The 17,106-nt window shown below is 48.1% G+C and carries 16 protein-coding genes; all 16 read right to left on the bottom strand.

The annotated features are described in order from the left end of the window. Window positions 1–13: 13 nt before the first annotated feature. Complete coding sequence (gene argB / locus ACX1DY_RS20475) at window positions 14–835, bottom strand: acetylglutamate kinase (RefSeq protein ID WP_458966043.1); 822 nt, start codon at window positions 833–835, stop codon at window positions 14–16. A gap of 39 nt (window positions 836–874) precedes the next feature. Beyond that, entirely contained in the window at window positions 875–2,107 is a 1,233-nt protein-coding gene (argJ, locus tag ACX1DY_RS20470) for a bifunctional ornithine acetyltransferase/N-acetylglutamate synthase (protein WP_458966042.1), read from the bottom strand. Window positions 2,108–2,128: 21 nt separating this feature from the next. After that, window positions 2,129–3,184: an N-acetyl-gamma-glutamyl-phosphate reductase gene (gene argC / locus ACX1DY_RS20465; protein ID WP_458966041.1), complete on the bottom strand. Its 1,056-nt coding sequence runs from the start codon at window positions 3,182–3,184 to the stop codon at window positions 2,129–2,131. 126 nt (window positions 3,185–3,310) lie between these two features. Then, window positions 3,311–4,204: a YitT family protein gene (locus ACX1DY_RS20460; protein ID WP_458966040.1), complete on the bottom strand. Its 894-nt coding sequence runs from the start codon at window positions 4,202–4,204 to the stop codon at window positions 3,311–3,313. A 102-nt stretch (window positions 4,205–4,306) separates the two neighbouring features. Next, window positions 4,307–5,420 (bottom strand): peptide chain release factor 2 gene (gene prfB / locus ACX1DY_RS20455; RefSeq protein WP_458966039.1). Its coding sequence is split into 2 segments (ribosomal slippage): window positions 4,307–5,347 and window positions 5,349–5,420, totalling 1,113 coding nucleotides; the frame shifts between segments, so codons are not numbered across the junction. 522 nt (window positions 5,421–5,942) lie between these two features. Further along, entirely contained in the window at window positions 5,943–8,450 is a 2,508-nt protein-coding gene (secA, locus tag ACX1DY_RS20450; RefSeq protein ID WP_458966038.1) for a preprotein translocase subunit SecA, read from the bottom strand. 328 nt (window positions 8,451–8,778) lie between these two features. Next, on the bottom strand, window positions 8,779–9,330 hold the full coding sequence (gene hpf, locus ACX1DY_RS20445) for a ribosome hibernation-promoting factor, HPF/YfiA family (RefSeq protein WP_458966037.1): 552 nt from the start codon (window positions 9,328–9,330) through the stop codon (window positions 8,779–8,781). A 277-nt stretch (window positions 9,331–9,607) separates the two neighbouring features. Beyond that, entirely contained in the window at window positions 9,608–9,805 is a 198-nt protein-coding gene (locus tag ACX1DY_RS20440) for a cold shock domain-containing protein (protein ID WP_019915069.1), read from the bottom strand. Between the two features lie 225 nt (window positions 9,806–10,030). Continuing rightward, the gene (locus tag ACX1DY_RS20435; protein WP_458966036.1) at window positions 10,031–10,366 is read right to left on the bottom strand and encodes a flagellar protein FliT; all 336 of its coding nucleotides are present in this window, start codon (window positions 10,364–10,366) and stop codon (window positions 10,031–10,033) included. Beyond that, the gene (gene fliS, locus ACX1DY_RS20430; RefSeq protein WP_458966035.1) at window positions 10,359–10,751 is read right to left on the bottom strand and encodes a flagellar export chaperone FliS; all 393 of its coding nucleotides are present in this window, start codon (window positions 10,749–10,751) and stop codon (window positions 10,359–10,361) included. Before fliS ends, ACX1DY_RS20435 begins: the two co-directional genes overlap by 8 nt. Window positions 10,752–10,782: 31 nt before the next feature. Next, window positions 10,783–12,681 (bottom strand): flagellar filament capping protein FliD, encoded by a 1,899-nt coding sequence (gene fliD / locus ACX1DY_RS20425; protein ID WP_458966034.1) that lies wholly within the window; start codon window positions 12,679–12,681, stop codon window positions 10,783–10,785. Window positions 12,682–12,699: 18 nt separating this feature from the next. Further along, on the bottom strand, window positions 12,700–13,089 hold the full coding sequence (locus ACX1DY_RS20420) for a flagellar protein FlaG (protein ID WP_458966033.1): 390 nt from the start codon (window positions 13,087–13,089) through the stop codon (window positions 12,700–12,702). A 141-nt stretch (window positions 13,090–13,230) separates the two neighbouring features. Continuing rightward, entirely contained in the window at window positions 13,231–14,949 is a 1,719-nt protein-coding gene (locus ACX1DY_RS20415) for a flagellin N-terminal helical domain-containing protein (RefSeq protein ID WP_458966099.1), read from the bottom strand. 233 nt (window positions 14,950–15,182) lie between these two features. Continuing rightward, entirely contained in the window at window positions 15,183–16,322 is a 1,140-nt protein-coding gene (locus tag ACX1DY_RS20410) for a hypothetical protein (RefSeq protein ID WP_458966032.1), read from the bottom strand. Further along, on the bottom strand, window positions 16,319–16,555 hold the full coding sequence (gene csrA, locus ACX1DY_RS20405) for a carbon storage regulator CsrA (protein ID WP_458966098.1): 237 nt from the start codon (window positions 16,553–16,555) through the stop codon (window positions 16,319–16,321). The genes ACX1DY_RS20410 and csrA overlap by 4 nt, the downstream gene beginning before the upstream one ends. Window position 16,556: 1 nt before the next feature. After that, window positions 16,557–17,012, bottom strand: coding sequence for a flagellar assembly protein FliW (gene fliW / locus ACX1DY_RS20400; protein WP_458966031.1), 456 nt, complete (start codon window positions 17,010–17,012; stop codon window positions 16,557–16,559). Between the last annotated feature and the right edge of the window lie 94 nt (window positions 17,013–17,106).

Raw genomic sequence — 17,106 nt, 5'->3', positions numbered from 1 at the left:
AGCGCTTGTTATTTTATAATGAACGAATAATCCGTGTTCCCAGTTCTTCACCCTGCAGCACCCGGCTGAGCACCTGCGGCTCCTTGCCGTCAACAATAACCACTTCCGACACGCTGCCCTGGATGCAGTCCATTGCGGCGCGTACTTTCGGAATCATCCCGCCGTAGATCTCGCCGCTCGCGATTAAGTCCTCAATCTGCGCTACCGTCACTGACGGAAGCACCGTTTTGCGGCCATCTATCGTTCGCATTATACCAGGCACATCCGTCACGACAATCATTGAGGGCGATTCAATAAAAGAAGCAACCGCACCCGCCGCCGTATCCGCATTAATATTGTAACGCTGGCCTCCGGCATCTACACCAATCGGCGCAATTACGGGAATATAGCCCATCGCCAGCACACCTTTTACAACCTCTGCATTAACCTCAGTCACTTCGCCAACCAGCCCTACCTCGTCGCTGTTCGCAACCAGCCGGGCGGTAATCAGCCGTCCATCCACACCGGATAAACCGAGCGCCTGTCCGCCGCTGCCCTGAATTCTTCGGACAATCGCCTTGTTAATGCTTCCCGCCAGCGTCATCTCCACGACATCCAGCACTTCCTCGGTCGTCACCCTGAGGCCGTTCACGAAGCTGCTCTCGATGCCCAGCCGCTCCAGATTGCCGGAGATCGCCGGTCCGCCGCCATGAACAATAACGGGCTGAACGCCGCTTAGCTGCAACTCCCGCAGATCCTCAAAGAACGAATCCGGAAGGGCAGCCAGCGTACTGCCGCCACATTTCATCACGAACAAGCCGCCCACCCTGTGATTCTCTGTATTTTTCAAAGTCATTGTATCAGTATCCTCCCCTGGCTTTATACGAGCCGCAAATCAGGTGCGGTAGGCGGCATTAATGCGCACATAATCATAAGTCAGGTCACAGCCCCAGGCTGTTGCCTTGCCGTCACCGTCAGCCAGAGTTACCGTAATCAGCACGGTATCGCTTTTTTGCAAATAATGCAGAGCCTTCTCTTCGTCAAAAGCTACCGGCCGCGACTGCTTTAGCACCGCAATCTCACCAAGCGAAATATCCACCTGCTCCGGCGATACCGGCACACCAGCGCGTCCCACGGCAGCAATCACTCTGCCCCAGTTGGCATCCGCGCCGAAAATCGCCGATTTCACGAGACTGGAACCGACCACCGTTTTAGCAATCGCCCCTGCCGCCTCGTCGTGCACCGCACCGCTTATCTGTACTTCAATCAGCTTGGTCGCTCCTTCACCGTCCCGGGCAATCGCCATCGCTAGACTCTTGCAGACATGTGTAAACGCCGCAGCAAAAGCCTCCCAATCCGCATGCAGCCGCGTCAGCTTCTCATTCCCTGCAAGCCCGCTCGCCATCGTGACCAGCATATCATTCGTGCTTGTATCTCCATCTACCGTAATCATATTAAAAGTCGTATTGGTCGCAGCACGCAGCAGACTAAGCAGATCCTCTCCGTCGATCACAGCGTCCGTAGTCATGAAGCCCAGCATCGTCGCCATATTGGGATGAATCATCCCTGACCCTTTGGCCGCTCCGGCAATCGTAACTTCCACTCCGCCGACCGTCACTTTGACGCAGCATTCTTTTTTGACCAAATCCGTTGTGAGGATCGCCTGGCTGAACTCCTCCGCCCCTGCGGCTCCCCCGTCCAGCTTCTCCGGCAATCCGGCAATACCGCTGCGCACACGGTCCATCTTCAGCAGTTCTCCAATTACGCCCGTGGAAGCAACTGCAACGTCCTGCTCATTTACGCCCAAATGGCGGGCAGCGGCAGCGCGCATCTCATAAGCATCCGCTTCCCCCTGCTCACCCGTACAAGCATTGGCGTTCCCGCTGTTCACGATAACCGCCTGCAGTGTGCCGTTCGCCAGACTCTCCCGCGTCACCTTCAGCGGCGCAGCCTGGAATACATTCGTTGTATACACCGCCGCAGCCGTTGCCGGCACCTCGCAGAGGATAGCCGCAAGGTCGTTGCGTTCGGTTTTTTTGAGGCCGCAGTGCAGCCCTCCAGCCTTGAAACCCTTAGGGGCAGTAACACTTCCGCCGTCCACGACGGTAAAAACCTGCTTCTGAGTCATTGTATGATTGACCGCTGAACCTTACGGATACACAGGCGTGTAGCCAAGGCCACGGGTTTCCTCCCATCCCATCATCAAATTCAGGTTCTGAATCGCTTGACCTGCTGCACCTTTAACAATATTGTCTATAACGGATACAATGGTTACCCGACCTGTACGGGCATCTGTGGCAAAGCCGATATCGCAATAATTGGAGCCGCTGACCTCTTTGGTCGCCGGAAGCACACCCGCATCACGAACCCGCACATATGGACGTCCTGCATAATACTTACGATATAATTCCACCAAATCCTGCTCGCTGTATTTATCGTTCATCCCGGCATACATCGTGCTCATAATCCCCCGGGTCATCGGCACCAGATGTGTGGTGAATGTAACTGTGACCTTCTCTCCGGCAATCTCCGTAAGCGTCTGTTCAATTTCCGGGATGTGCTGATGTTTGTTAACCTTATAGGCTTTGAAATTCTCATTAATCTCGGAAAAATGAACCATCAGACTCGTTCCCCGGCCTGCCCCGGACACCCCTGATTTCGCGTCAATAATGATACTGTCATGCTTGATCCAGCCAGCCTGCAGTGCCGGAATCAGGCCTAGAAGGCTAGCCGTCGAATAACAGCCCGGATTAGAGATGAAATCCACGCCAGCCGCACGTTCTCCGAACACCTCGCATAACCCGTATACAGCCTGCTGCAGATACGCCTCGGGCGCAGCCGGATGCTTATACCACTGTTCATACTCCGCACCGTCCTTCAGCCGGAAGTCACCGGATAGATCAACAACCTTCAGTCCTGCCTCTAGCAGCAGCGGCACCAGCTTGGCGCTTACCCCGGACGGCGTCGCCGTAAAGACCACATCCGCCCTGCCGGCGATCTCCGCCGCGTCCACTCCATCCAGATTGCGCTGCACAATGCCTGTTAAATGCGGAAACCCTTCCTCAATAGGCGCGCCTGCGCTTGAAGAAGAAATCACTGAAGTAATCTCTATATCAGGGTGGCTCTGCAAAAGCCTGATCAGCTCCACGCCCCCATAACCCGTTGATCCAACAATTGCTGCTCTCAGCTTGCCTGTCACTGTCATCCCCACTTCCTGCTTATCATGGATAAAATGAATACCGTCCTTGGAAATATGTATTATTATACGACCGAATTAATATAAATACAACACGTGACGTTAAGTTTATCTACAAAAAAAAAGCACAGCCCCCTAAGGAGACTGCACCTCTCTTTTGAATCCTTCGCCCAGCACTTCATGTGCCTCGGTTATAATAACGAACGCCCCCGGATCTACGGAACGAACAATCGCTTTTAGCCGGGTAATCTCATTCTGACCCACAACCACCATAAGTACGGTGCGATTGTCGCCAGTGTACCCGCCTTGCGCGTTCAGCTTGGTCAGCCCACGATCCAGATCAGTCAGAATCGCCTGTGTGATGTCATCCGTCTGGTCGGAGATGATATACGCCACCTTGGTTATACTGAAACCTACCTCCAACGCGTTGATCACCCGGCCTGTCACGAACAGACCTATCAGCGCATACATGGCCTGTTCCATCCCCAGCACAAAAGCAGCCAGCGTAATCACTGTACCGTCCAGCAGTACGACAGAGAGCGAGAAGCTGAAGCCGGTGAATTTCTGGATAATCTGCGCCGCAATCGTCAGACCGCCTGTCGATCCCCGCCCACGGAACACCAGCCCAAGTCCCAGCCCTACGCCAATCCCGCCATAAATGGAGGCAAGCAAAGGATTCGTAGTCGGCACCGGCCCGTCCTTCGTCAAAAAGATAAACAGCGGCAGCACAAAGCTCCCCAGCAACGAGCGAAGTCCATACTGTTTACCGAGGAAAATAACTCCAAGGATGAACAGCGGAATATTCAGCGCCCATTGCGTGAACGCCGGTTCAGCCCCCAGCCAGGCTTCCGCGAGTACGGACAAGCCAGATACCCCTCCAGATGCAATCCGGTTGGGCAGGAAAAACAGATTGAACGCCAGCCCCGTAATCAGCGAGCCAACGAGAATCAGCACAATATCCACCGTATGGCGCACCGGCCCGTTCAGTGGAATAAGCGGCGGTTTGTTGCGTGAATTGATTTTTTGCATGTGATTCTCCTTATTCTATACTTCATCTACATAATATACTTTCATCTATACTCAAAAAAATCCCTACACCTCCGAAGACGCGTAGGAATTATCAATATACCCTTATTCAGCTTCTGTCTTAATCTGGCTGCGCAAATATCCGTCGATAAAGGTGTCCAGATCGCCGTCCATAACAGCACCTACGTTCCCTGTTTCCACGGAAGTACGGTGATCCTTTACCATACTATAGGGATGGAATACATAGGACCGGATTTGGCTGCCCCACGCAATATCCGATTGCTCGCCGCGAATCTCATCGAGATGCTGCTGCTGCTCCTGCAGCTTACGCTCATACAGCTTGGAACGCAACATCTTCATTGCCTGTTCCCGGTTCTTAATCTGAGAGCGCTCGTTCTGGCAGGTCACCACCACCCCGGTTGGGATGTGCGTGATCCGTATCGCGGAGTCTGTCGTATTGATATGCTGCCCGCCCGCGCCGCTCGCCCGGTACGTGTCAATCTTCAGGTCCTCCGTGCGGATATCGACCTCAACGTCATCGGCAATCTCCGGCATAACATCGCAGGATACGAAGGAGGTATGCCGTCTGCCCGAAGCGTCGAACGGGGAAATGCGCACCAGCCGGTGTACCCCTTTTTCGGCTTTCAGGTAGCCATATACATTGAACCCCTTGATCAGCAAAGTAACACTTTTAATTCCCGCTTCGTCACCCGGCAAATAATCCAGCACCTCAACCTTAAATCCGCGCTTCTCAGCCCAGCGGGTATACATGCGCAGCAGCATTTGGCCCCAGTCCTGGGATTCTGTTCCGCCCGCGCCGGGATGCAGCTCCAGAATGGCATTGAGCTTGTCATACGGCTGGTTAAGCAGCAGCTGGAGCTGGAATTCATCGACCTTGCCAGCCACACTGCGGATTGTTCCGGCAACCTCTGCCGCAAGCTCAGCATCGCCCTCTTCATCCGCCAGCTCCGCCATCATCGCCGCATCATCATATTCCCCCTGCAGCTTCTCGTACTGATCCACTGAGGATTTCACTGCGTTCATTTCAGCAATTACGCCTTGAGCCTTCTCCGGGTCATCCCAGAATCCAGGCGCGGACATCTTCTCTTCAAAGTTGGCGATCATCTCTTGCTTAAGATCTAAGTCAAAGAGACCCCCTAAGGTCAGTTAGTTTCTTGCCTATTTCACGCAGGTCCTGCTTAACATTAGCGTCAATCATTTGTGGTCACTTCACCTTTCAAAATAAAATTATTGCGGCCGGGCCGGCATATTTGAACATTGATGACTTTGGTTATTACCGCCGCTATCGGAAGCAAGTTCTTCCAAACCACCGAATTCGGTGTAGGCCGTAACTGCGGGGAATGTTTGGACTTCCGGCCGCTGTTATGATTGAATTTCCTGATTTAAACTGCTGATCGCGGTAGAAATTCAATCATAAAGGCGGACGCGTTCGCTCCTCCAGTTCCAAACTTCCCCTCCGTTACTTCCACCATATTCTGTTTTTCAAGAACAATAGCTTCTGTCCTCGCCATTATTCTCCAAGCTCCCAAAGCCCAAAAAAGCGGCCGGGCCGCAAACGGGGAGTACCCCGGGCCCAGCCGCTTTTTATTGTCATTATAACCCTTGAACTGTTGAACAAGACATGAAGTACAGTGCTGTAAACAGCTATTGCAGTTTAATGTCTGCTCACTGGTTTACTGAAAATATAAGGCCGAAGCCTAAAACCAAACTTCCGCTGGCCTTAAGCGTTCTGGCCGTGGCAGTTCTTGTACTTTTTGCCGCTGCCGCAAGGGCAAGGGTCGTTGCGACCAACGGTCGCTTCGACATGCACCGGACGTTTCTCGGCAGGCTCACCGTTTGTGGAGATTTTATCTTCTTCCACCACGGATTGCCGTTCCTGATTGGTCTCGATATGAGCCTTCATAATATAGGTCGCGACTTCTTCCTGAATGGTAGCAGTCATCTCATTGAACATTTCAAAACCTTCAAATTGATATTCGCGAAGCGGATCGGTACCGCCGTAAGCGCGCAGGTGAATCCCTTGGCGAAGCTGATCCATCGCGTCAATATGATCCATCCATTTGCTGTCTACGGAGCGAAGCACGATTACCTTTTCGAATTCCCGCACCAGCTCAGAGCCAAGGCGTTCTTCACGGGCTGCATATTTCTCCAGCACACGGTCAAAGATGAATTCGATAATCTCCTCAACTTCCTTGCCCCACAGATCATCGCGGGTCAACTGGCCTTCCTCCAAAAGCTTGCTGTTCACATAATCAGCAACCTCTTGCAGCTCCCAGTTTTCAGGAATGTCATCACTGCAGTGAGCATGAACGATACGGTCAATAACCGGCTTGATCATTTCAACTACAATGTCTTTGATATTGTCAGACTCCAGAATCTCGCGGCGCTGTTTGTAGATAATCTCACGCTGCTGATTCATTACGTCATCATATTGCAATACAACCTTACGGATATCGAAGTTGTTGCCTTCGACGCGTTTTTGGGCCGATTCAACGGCACGGGTAATCATCCGGCTCTCAATAGGCTGATCCTCTTCAAAACCAAGACGGTCCATCATATTCAGCACGTTGTCCGCACCAAAACGCTTCATCAGCTCATCGCCGAGCGACAGATAGAACTGAGTAGAACCCGGATCACCTTGACGTCCCGCGCGTCCGCGCAACTGGTTATCAATCCGGCGCGATTCATGACGTTCTGTACCAATGATATGCAGACCGCCAAGATCCGTCACACCTTCACCCAGCACAATATCCGTACCGCGGCCAGCCATGTTCGTTGCAATGGTTACTGTGCCCGGTTGACCGGCATGGGAGATAATTTCTGCTTCTGCCGCATGGTGCTTGGCATTCAGAACCTGGTGTTTGACACCTTTACGTTTCAGCATTTCAGATACGCGTTCAGAATTCTCGATAGATACGGTACCTACCAGGACAGGCTGGTTCTTCTTGTGGCGTTCCACAATTTCCGCTACAACCGCGTTAAACTTGCCGTTTTCGCTTTTGTACACAACGTCCGGCATATCCTCACGCTGGTTAGGCTTATTGGTTGGCACCTGCAGTACTTCCAAGCCATAGATTTTCTTGAACTCTTCTTCTTCCGTTTTCGCCGTACCGGTCATACCACCCAGCTTACGATACATACGGAAGTAGTTCTGGAATGTGATTGTAGCAAGCGTCATGCTTTCATTCTGCACCTGAATTTCTTCCTTAGCTTCAATAGCCTGGTGCAATCCGTCACTGTAACGGCGTCCTGCCATCAGACGGCCTGTGAATTCATCGACAATAACAACCTCGTCCTCATTCACTACATAGTCTACGTCACGGCGCATAATTACATTAGCCTTGAGCGCTTGTACGATATGATGATTCAGGGTTACATGGCTGTGATCATACAGGTTCTCAATTCCAAAAGCGCGTTCAGCCGTAGCCACACCCTTTTCGGTCAGAGCAACGGATTTCACTTTAATATCAACTGTGTAGTCCTCTTCAGCAGTCAGTTTCTTCACGAAACGGTCTGCTGCATAATACATCTCTGTCGATTTCTCAGCTTGCCCGGAAATAATGAGAGGAGTCCGCGCTTCATCAATCAGAATAGAGTCCACTTCATCAATAATACAGAAATAGAGCGGACGCTGTACCATCTGCTCCTTGTAGAGCACCATGTTGTCGCGCAGATAGTCAAAACCAAATTCGTTGTTCGTGCCATACGTAATATCGCAACCATAAGCTTCTTGTTTATCAGCATGGTCCATGCCGTTCAGGTTCACCCCAACCGTCATGCCCAGAAAATTATAGATTTGTCCCATTTGCGCACTGTCGCGCTGAGCCAGGTAGTCATTGACCGTTACGACATGCACGCCTTTGCCAAGGAGTGCGTTCAGGTAGACCGGCAGAGTACCTACCAGCGTCTTCCCTTCACCTGTCTTCATCTCGGCGATCCGGCCTTCATGCAGTGCCATGCCTCCAACCAATTGAACGTCAAAATGCCGCATGCCCAGCGTCCGTTTGGAAGCTTCGCGTACGGTTGCAAATGCCTCGGGAAGAATCTCTTCCAAGGTCTCGCCCTTCTCAATGCGGGCACGGAACTCTACGGTCTTAGCCTTCAGCTCTTCGTCCGAAAGCGACACGAAATCCGGCTCCAATCCATTAATTACTTCGACCGTCTTCATGAGACGTTTGACGTCCCGTTCGTTGGTATCTCCGAATATTTTTTTTACAAGTCCTAGCATGGTTAACCCCTTTCATGCAACACAGATGGTGGAATCGAGCCCATCCTCACTATTTATTGAAAGGGCCATATATGATTTCGATTCCGCTGCTTCATAAATTGTAACAGTTTGTAAGAGAAGCCGCAACACAAGCAGCAGCAACCTTATTTTACAAATTTCCTTCTAAAAAAGATACGATAGCGCTTGTTTCGTTATTTGCACATTATTTACACATTTATATACGTACAAGAGCCCTATTCGCATCAAGCGAATAGGGGCTCGGTTAATTTTCTACGTCACACTGAAGCAAATTGTCCCCACATTCCTGACCTAGCCTGGTGTACCAGACCTAGTCTTGTTCGATCAGACCATATTTGCCGTCATTGCGTTTGTAAACAACGCTTACTTCAGAAGTGTCAATGTTGGAGAACACGAAGAAATTGTGTCCAACCATGTTCATTTGCAGGATCGCTTCTTCCACATCCATAGGCTTCAAGGTGAAGCGCTTGTTCCGCACAACCTCCAAATCATCGTAATCCTGTTCCTCCACAGCAACGCTGCTAGGCACTCCTTCCACAAAGAGCGTCTTCAAGCTTCCTTCCTGGCGGAACTTACGATTCAGTTTGGTCTTGTGCTTGCGGATCTGGCGTTCCAGCTTGTCCACTACAGCATCAATGGATGCATACATATCATCACTGCGGTCTTCCGCACGAAGCGTCACACCGGCCAGCGGGATTGTAACTTCCACCGTATGAAGGCCGCGAACAACGCCAAGCGTTACATATCCTTCTGAGGTAGGGGGTGCATCGAAATACTTCTCAAGTCTGCTGAGCTTCTTATCAACATAATCTCTCAAAGCGTCGGTCACTTCAATTTGTTGACCTCGAATGCTGAATTGCATGGGCACTCCTCCTTTGTTTACACGTTCATTATAGCAAATTGTCAGGGCTAAGTAAAAAACAAATCATGACAGCCTTTACATTTAGCTAACAAAAGGTGTTACCCCTGTCCACAAAGTATACATAATGGGCCGGCAAGAGCAGGTTACCTCCTCTTACCGGACCTTCAACAATGCTCACACAACAAAAAAAGGACTTTGGGAAGATCCCAAAGTCCGCGCTAGCGTTGTCTCAATTGCTAACCATCTACCATATATGTAGGTCGGCTGCGCCGGATGATTATAATTTGATGACGTTAGCTGCTTGTGGTCCGCGTGCACCTTCAACGATGTCGAACTCTACGGATTGGCCTTCATCCAAAGTCTTGAAACCGTCAGTTTGAATCGCGGAGAAGTGTACGAATACGTCGCCACCATCGGCAGTTTCGATGAAACCATAACCTTTTTCTGCGTTAAACCATTTAACTTTACCTTCCATTGACTAAACATTCCCTTCGTCATCAGATGAACGTGAGTCCTGCTCACAACTCGACTATACCACCGCTGCTTCTCTATTGTCAATTGGAATAGTAAATGTTTACTTTCAATATTTTACCATCCATAATTTATCATAAAAAAACACAGCCAGTCATATCCGAAACAAAAAAAGGAGCAGACGGTAATTAATACCCGACTGCTCGTGAGATGAAACATCTGGAAATTATTATTTTCGGCGGTCCATGAGGAGGCTGTCCGGCGAATAGTTCGCCTCGTATGCACTGCGCTGCACCTTGGCTTGACTACGTTTTTGCAGCCAGTTCCGGGCCTCCAGACGCAGTTCATTCATCCGGTCAAGCAGCGCGTTGTCATTCTCCAGGATTCGATTAATTTCCCGCTTTTGTGCAGGTGTCGATGGACTAAATGCGACTTTTTCTGCAATCGAATCGACAAGTTTCTGCCGCTCCTCTACAAAGGCTTCAAGCTCCTCATAAGTCGCTTTCTGAAGCTGATTCATCATCTCCCGAGTGAGCTGATCCAGGCTACGGATAAGTTCATCCATTAGCAATCTCAGTCTGACCCGCAGCAAGCTTGGAGGCCTGGAGCCAGGTTTCACGAAGGTCTGTAAGATAACCTACGGCCTCCTCCGCTTTATCTACACTTTTACGGATATTAGCTTCAACCAGCAAGAAATTCATATATTCATATAATGAATATAGACTTTTGGATATTTCATAGGAATGGTCCAATGTGCTCATTAGCTCACTCACGATTGTCTGAGCCTTACCCAAATTAAGGTTTGTTTTCTCGTAATCCTGTTTATTTAATCCATCAATTCCTGCCCGAACGAAACGAATCGCTCCATCATATAGCATGATTAACAACTGGGCTGGCGTTGAGGTTTGGACAGAAGACTGGCGGTATTTCTCATAAGGAGATGTAAGCAATAATCTCACCCTCTAGTTTAAATTATTCTGCCTATTGGAACAGCTTCGAAGTCTGTGATTGCATCTTATTCATGGCTGTCTCCATAGCTGTGAATTGCTTATAATAACGATTTTCGGCTTCATTCAAGTTTTTCTGCATAAGATAGATCTTGTTGTCGTATTCTTTAAGCTTCTTGCCCATAACGCTTTCCGATTTGAAGCTGCTGCTCAGGTCCATAGAGAATTTATTTGTACCTGCACGTTCAGAAATTTTGTCCAGTGCACTTCCTATTTTATCTGCCAGTTTATCAAATATCCCCTCTTTCGGAGCGTTTGCCGGACCTTGAAATAAGTCCATTGCGAGCTGTGGATTGGCGTTAACTGCATCCTTGAGCTTCTGCTGATTAACTACCAGCTTGCCGTTCTCCAAATAATTCCCTGTAGTGATCCCAAGGGTACTGAGTGACCCTAATTTCTCCGTAATAACACTACGCATCTCTGCCAAAACTGAGTTTAGTATATCATTATTCTTGAAAAGACCACTTTTTGCCCTTTCCGTCCAAGTCTTAATGTCATCATCAGTCATTGCCTTCTTTTGATCATCCGTTAACGGTTTGAAGTCACGATACTTGATTTCATCAACTTTCGCATTCAACGTCTTGATCAGTTCATTATAGTCTTCCACAAACGCATTGATTGTCTCTACAGCTTTATCAGGATCGGTTTGTGTTTTAATAGTGAACGGAACATCGGTTCCGCTTTTGTTCGTCGTTTCAAGGAGTGTAAGTTGAACACCATTAATAGTAATAATATTACTACTGGTATCTTTCAGATCTACACCATTAATGTTGACCTTAGCGTCCTGCCCAGCTACTTTCGGATCGAAATCACTAGGGTCCGATACAGCAGGCTTGACTCCATTAAACAGCTTCAGGAGATCGTAAGCATTTCCCCCTAGCTTTACTTCGCCAGAGGCGGCCGACAGTTTTAATTTCCCGCCGGTAAATTGCGCCTGCACCCCTGTTGTACCCGTCTCATCATTTATTTTGGTCACCATTTCATCTATAGTCATCTTCGCGTCAAAAGCGAACCACTTATTATTAACACTGAACTGATAAGTCAACTTCTCCGCATCTTCCAACTTTGTCCCATCAAGCTTATTCTGGAGAAACGCCAATGATTTGGTGCCATCCGTAATACCGGGGCCATTCGTTTCAACCTCGGTTACCGTTCTTTTGGTGAAGAGCGCCAGCAGGGTACTTCCACTACCGATAGTTAAGTCTTTTTTTACATCGTAAGCAGCCGTTGCGAGCTTGGGATCACCGCTGGTTTTAGAAGCAATAGTTAGTTTACCGGTGAGCTCATCATAACTTGCGATAGCATTAGCCTTAGCATTCGAGTTAATCGTTGACACCATAGTCGATATAGAGGTCAGGCCGTTAAACAGTGAATTTCCATCCGCATCCTTGAAATTCTCACCGTTGATGGTGACATCAAACCCTTTTTTAAGATATTCGGTTCTGCTCGCATCTGAAAGAAGAGATAAATCCACACCGTCAAGCTTAGCGAGTGAAGTGGAGCTGGATACGCCTTGACCTAATCCATCTTTCATCGTCAGCGATGTCCGGGTAGCCAACTGGGTGACACTCACCTTCATATCTATCCCAGCGGCATTAGCCTGTGCCTCAGCTTTTACTGCATCTGTATTTCCTGTTACAACTGCCTTATTAGCATTAAGAGCAGCGCTTCCGCCGTATTTGGTGGTTGATATTAATTTATTCTGCCGAAAATCATAAAGCTTGCTATTTAATTCACGGTACCCTTCCCGCGTCCAGTTCAGGATCTGCTTATTCTGATTCAGAGTATCCAGTGGAACACGTTTGGCAGCCATCATACTCTTAACCATACTATCAATGTCCATACCCGAAAATCCATTTACACGTGTAACCAAAACAGCACCTCCTAAAAGTTAGATTTTCTCGTCTACGAGTATACCTGCAATTTCCATCATCTTAGCTACCAGATCCAGAGTTTTCTCTGGAGGGACTTCGCGAATGAGTTCACCTGTATCCTTATTGAGTACCTTAACCATAATGTCATGTGTCTTCTCATGGATGCTGATCTGCAGCGTGGTCTGGGGTCCCTGAAGAGATTTCACTGCCCGTTCGATGGTACGGATGAGCTGCTCCTCGGCAACAGACACGTTGACCCCTTGAATCTCTTTCAAGCTCATGTCCTTGGTATCACGAATAGCGGATACTTGACTTACGGGTGTCACCGGATCTTGACTGGATGCAACTTCAGGTTTGCTCTGTCCACCCGATACAGTACTTGCAGAAAGCGAAAACTGTACATTCATTTACCCCGACCTCCAACAACACTTGTTTTATATTGTATATATCGGTTTGTTTCAGGGATAATTTAGGACTTTGTTCAAGTCAAGAAAAAAAAGAAAAAAGGCCCCGGGATTCCCCGGAGCCTTGGGTAAAGCGAGATAAAATTAACGAAGCAATTGCAGAACGCCTTGCGGTTGTTGGTTAGCAGTTGCCAACATAGCTTGTGCAGCTTGAGCAAGGATGTTGTTCTTAGTTTGTTGCATCATTTCTTTAGCCATGTCAACGTCACGGATACGGGATTCAGCAGCAGTCAGGTTCTCGGAAGCTGTTCCCAAGTTGTTGATGGTGTGCTCCAGACGGTTTTGCACAGCACCTAGTTTGGAACGTGCGCTGGATACAGATGCAGTAGCCTTGTCCAGAACATCAAGAGCAGCAGCAGCGCCGTCTTTAGTAGCGATGTTCAGAGCAGCTTCACCCTTAACATCATTAGTTCCATTAGTTACTGTGTTGGCAGATGTGAACCCAGCAGCGCCAGCTTTACCAGTGATACCCAGAGCAGCTGCACGCATGTCACCGATGGACAAGCTCATGGATTGACCGGAGTTAGCACCGATTTGGAAAGAAGTTTCGAAGTCTTTTTGAACTCCTCCATTAGAAACTTTGATTCCGTTTCCAGCGGCACCAACAGCTTCAGTTGCAGTTACTGTTAAAGTATTAGTAGCTCCAGTTAGTTTAACTCCGCTTAATTTGTCTCCAGCTGTACTAACAATAGCACTAACAACCTTATCTGCCCAGTTAGCACCGGCATTAATAGCTTCACTAATATTCACGCCTACCGCGCTGCCAGTGTATGCTCCTTTAGTTGCATCATAAAACTCAATTTGTTGGTCATTTATTGTCATACCTGTTCCTACAAGTTTAGCGGCGTCAGCAGCATTTGCTACTGTAAAAGCATAGTTTGCTTTAGCTGCTGTGTTAACAGTTGTACCAACAGTATTGGCGTTAGCAACTACGAGAGTTCCTGTCCCAGAAGCTCCGTTAATGTTACCCAATGCACCATCGAATTTCCCTCCAGCAGCTACTGCTGTTGCTGTAAGAGTTACTGTATCTGTTCCTCCATCAGATGCACTGAAGCTACCCTTTAAAGTATCATTTGCAGCGATCATGCTATTTAATGCTGCTGTAATATCATCTGCTGAAGTGAGTGCAGTTGCACCAGACAATGCGATAGAGGCAGAATTTGAAGTTGTATTGTATGCTTTACCATCATTACCTGTACCATTCGCTCCAGAAGCAGTAAAGTTAATCTTCAATTCCTGTCCATTAATCGTGAAGGTTAAGCTATCACCTGCTACTGCTGGTGTCGTAACTTGTGTAGTTTGGGAAGCTTGAGTGTGAACAGTAGTACCACCTGTCAACAAACCATCTGCGAAAGCACCGTTAGTTCCTGGAAGCGTTGATTTCCCGTCACCTTTCAGCAATTTCTGAGTATTGAACTCAGTAGTGTTACCGATACGGTTGATTTCGGAAGTCAACTGGTTCATTTCGTCTTGCAGAGCTTGACGGTCGGAATCAGTGTTAGTTCCGTTAGCGGATTGGTTAGCGATTTCGCGTTGACGTTGCAGAATGCTGTGGGTTTCGTTCAGTGCGCCTTCAGCTGTTTGAATCAAGGAGATACCGTCTTGAGCATTACGGGAAGCTTGATCCAGACCGCGGATCTGACCGCGCATTTTTTCGGAGATTGCCAGACCGGCAGCATCGTCACCAGCACGGTTGATGCGAAGACCGGAAGACAGCTTCTCAATATTTTTGTTAGTGTTAGCTGTGTTGATGGACAATTGGCGGTGAGTGTTCAACGCCGCGATATTGTGGTTGATAATCATTTGATATTTCCTCCCTGAAATTAAGTTAGTTCCACATCCATGTGGTAAACGCCAAACCATTAAGGTCGGCCGCCCTGCCGGATCAGCGTCTAAACTATATATCGACACGGACTCCCGAACTATTTAGAGTGATTTGAATATTTTTTTATTTTTTTCGAAAACGAAAACAAGCCGCCCCCTCAATCAAGGAATGCGGCCCGTTGCAACAAAGGAGTCTATTCCCCCCGTAATTTTTAATAGATTGTAATCACCTGAATCAGATCAGACTCTTTAGTATAATAAAATGACATAACGTGTTGACCCATCTTATAGATCATTTCATAACCAGCTTCTTGCTCATCAAAATATTCATCCTTGGGCTTGCCCAGCCACTTCTTGACATTACCCGGAGTAAGATTACGCGGCTCCACAAATAGATCAAAGATCATCACTTGAGAATTCGAGTTCATGTCATGCAAGTAGTCGTTGAAGCCCACAAAGTAATTGTCGAAGCCATAATAAGCTCCCCACTCTCCGTTTTCCTTAGTTTTTGCAGTTTTTAGCTTGTTCTTCACAGAATTAAAAGTCATTCCCAGCTTAATCTGTGGATTTGCGGGCAAAACTCCCTTAATAGCTGCTGCTTTGAGGCTCTCCAGATAGGCACGGTCCCCACTTGCTGAGTTAGGCCAAGCCGCCTGATCCACATATCGGGTATCATTCAGGTGTAGTTCCAGCTTGCTGATATTTAGCTTAAAGGTATCTACAGCATATTTGAACACGCTATTATTATAAAATTTGAATTGAACCCGTGATTCCGATAAGCTACGGGTCCCCTCTTCCCTATCTGCCGGGTAGGAATCATCCAGCTTCTTGCCGTTGTTGTCAGTGAATTTCAGTGGTTGAAGAATCCCTGAACGGATAATGAACGGATGGACAAGATTGAAATTGGAGCTGCCCCATTCCGAGATAATTAACATGTCCGGCATTGAAGTCCCGATACCTTTAACGATATAATGCCAGGTTTGAGGTAAAGTAATCTCCTTCAGCCCAAGCTTGACGGATTGCACAGTACCATATTGTTCTCCGTTCTTTAGCAGTGCAGCGCGATAACTCCCTGTATATCTTTTGTCCCCCACCTTGTTATTGGTCCAATAGTCTTCTTCAGTCAGGGCAGTTACCTTCTCATCGTTAGCATAAATATAGACAGTATACGGTGTCTGGTAAGCATCACGCAGCGTGAACGACAGGCGGCTGATACTTTTCAGTTGGTCTGCAGCTATCCGGCTCCCCTCAGCGGCGGCATTATCGAAACGAATAGGCAATATACATAACAAAAGCCATGCAGCGGTCAACAACACTGCCATGGCTAATTTAGATTTTTTCAGATGAATCATTGATTCGGTCCACGCAGACGGTGAATCAGCGCATTCAAATCAGATTGTTGCGGAGCAGCCGATTCACGGTTGGCTTCCTGTATCGAGAGGTATACTTCTTTTCGGAAAATATCGACATGCTTCGGGGCAGAGATGCCTACCTTTACGGTATCCCCATCCACACTCAAGATTGTAAGTTCTATCTGGTCCTGAATGACGATGGACTCCCCTTTTTTGCGGGAAAGTACGAGCATTTCATCCACCATCCTTTCCGTCAATAACTGGCTGCTCCTGCAGCAAGCTATGCTTAGTATGATAAGGAGACCGATGCAAAACAATTTGCTTGCCGGATCGGGTGCTAGGATTAAGTACAATAGGAGCAAGAAGATTAATGGTTGACAGTTCAGCTTGTTCCTTCAGAGTGATAATGCAGCGCACCACTACATCCGTAACGATCTCTAATTCCTCCGCTTCATCATCGGGGAGCTCAAATTCAAAGGTTGGGTAAAAAACAAAAGGATCACCAAGTAAAAAGGACAACCCTTTATCTTTTACGGACTGGAGGACCCAAAACGGTGTCTCCGCCATGGGAATCAAGGCAAAATCCGTTTCATCATCAAATCCAGGCAATCCCTTGGATAAGTGATAAATCTGCTCTTCTCCTACCTCAAGTTTTCCCCAAGACAGTGTTTCTATAATCAAGTTGTTCACTCCTTAGAAGTTTTGCATTTGCAAAACTTATTTCATAAATTGTATTCTCTTTGATAACACAAAAGCTATAGAGGCGCATTAAGCACATCTATAG

This window comes from Paenibacillus sp. BAC0078 (genome assembly GCF_054483875.1).
The sequence above is the reverse complement of the archived record's forward strand: the minus strand, read 5'-3'. Positions and strand labels throughout refer to the sequence as shown.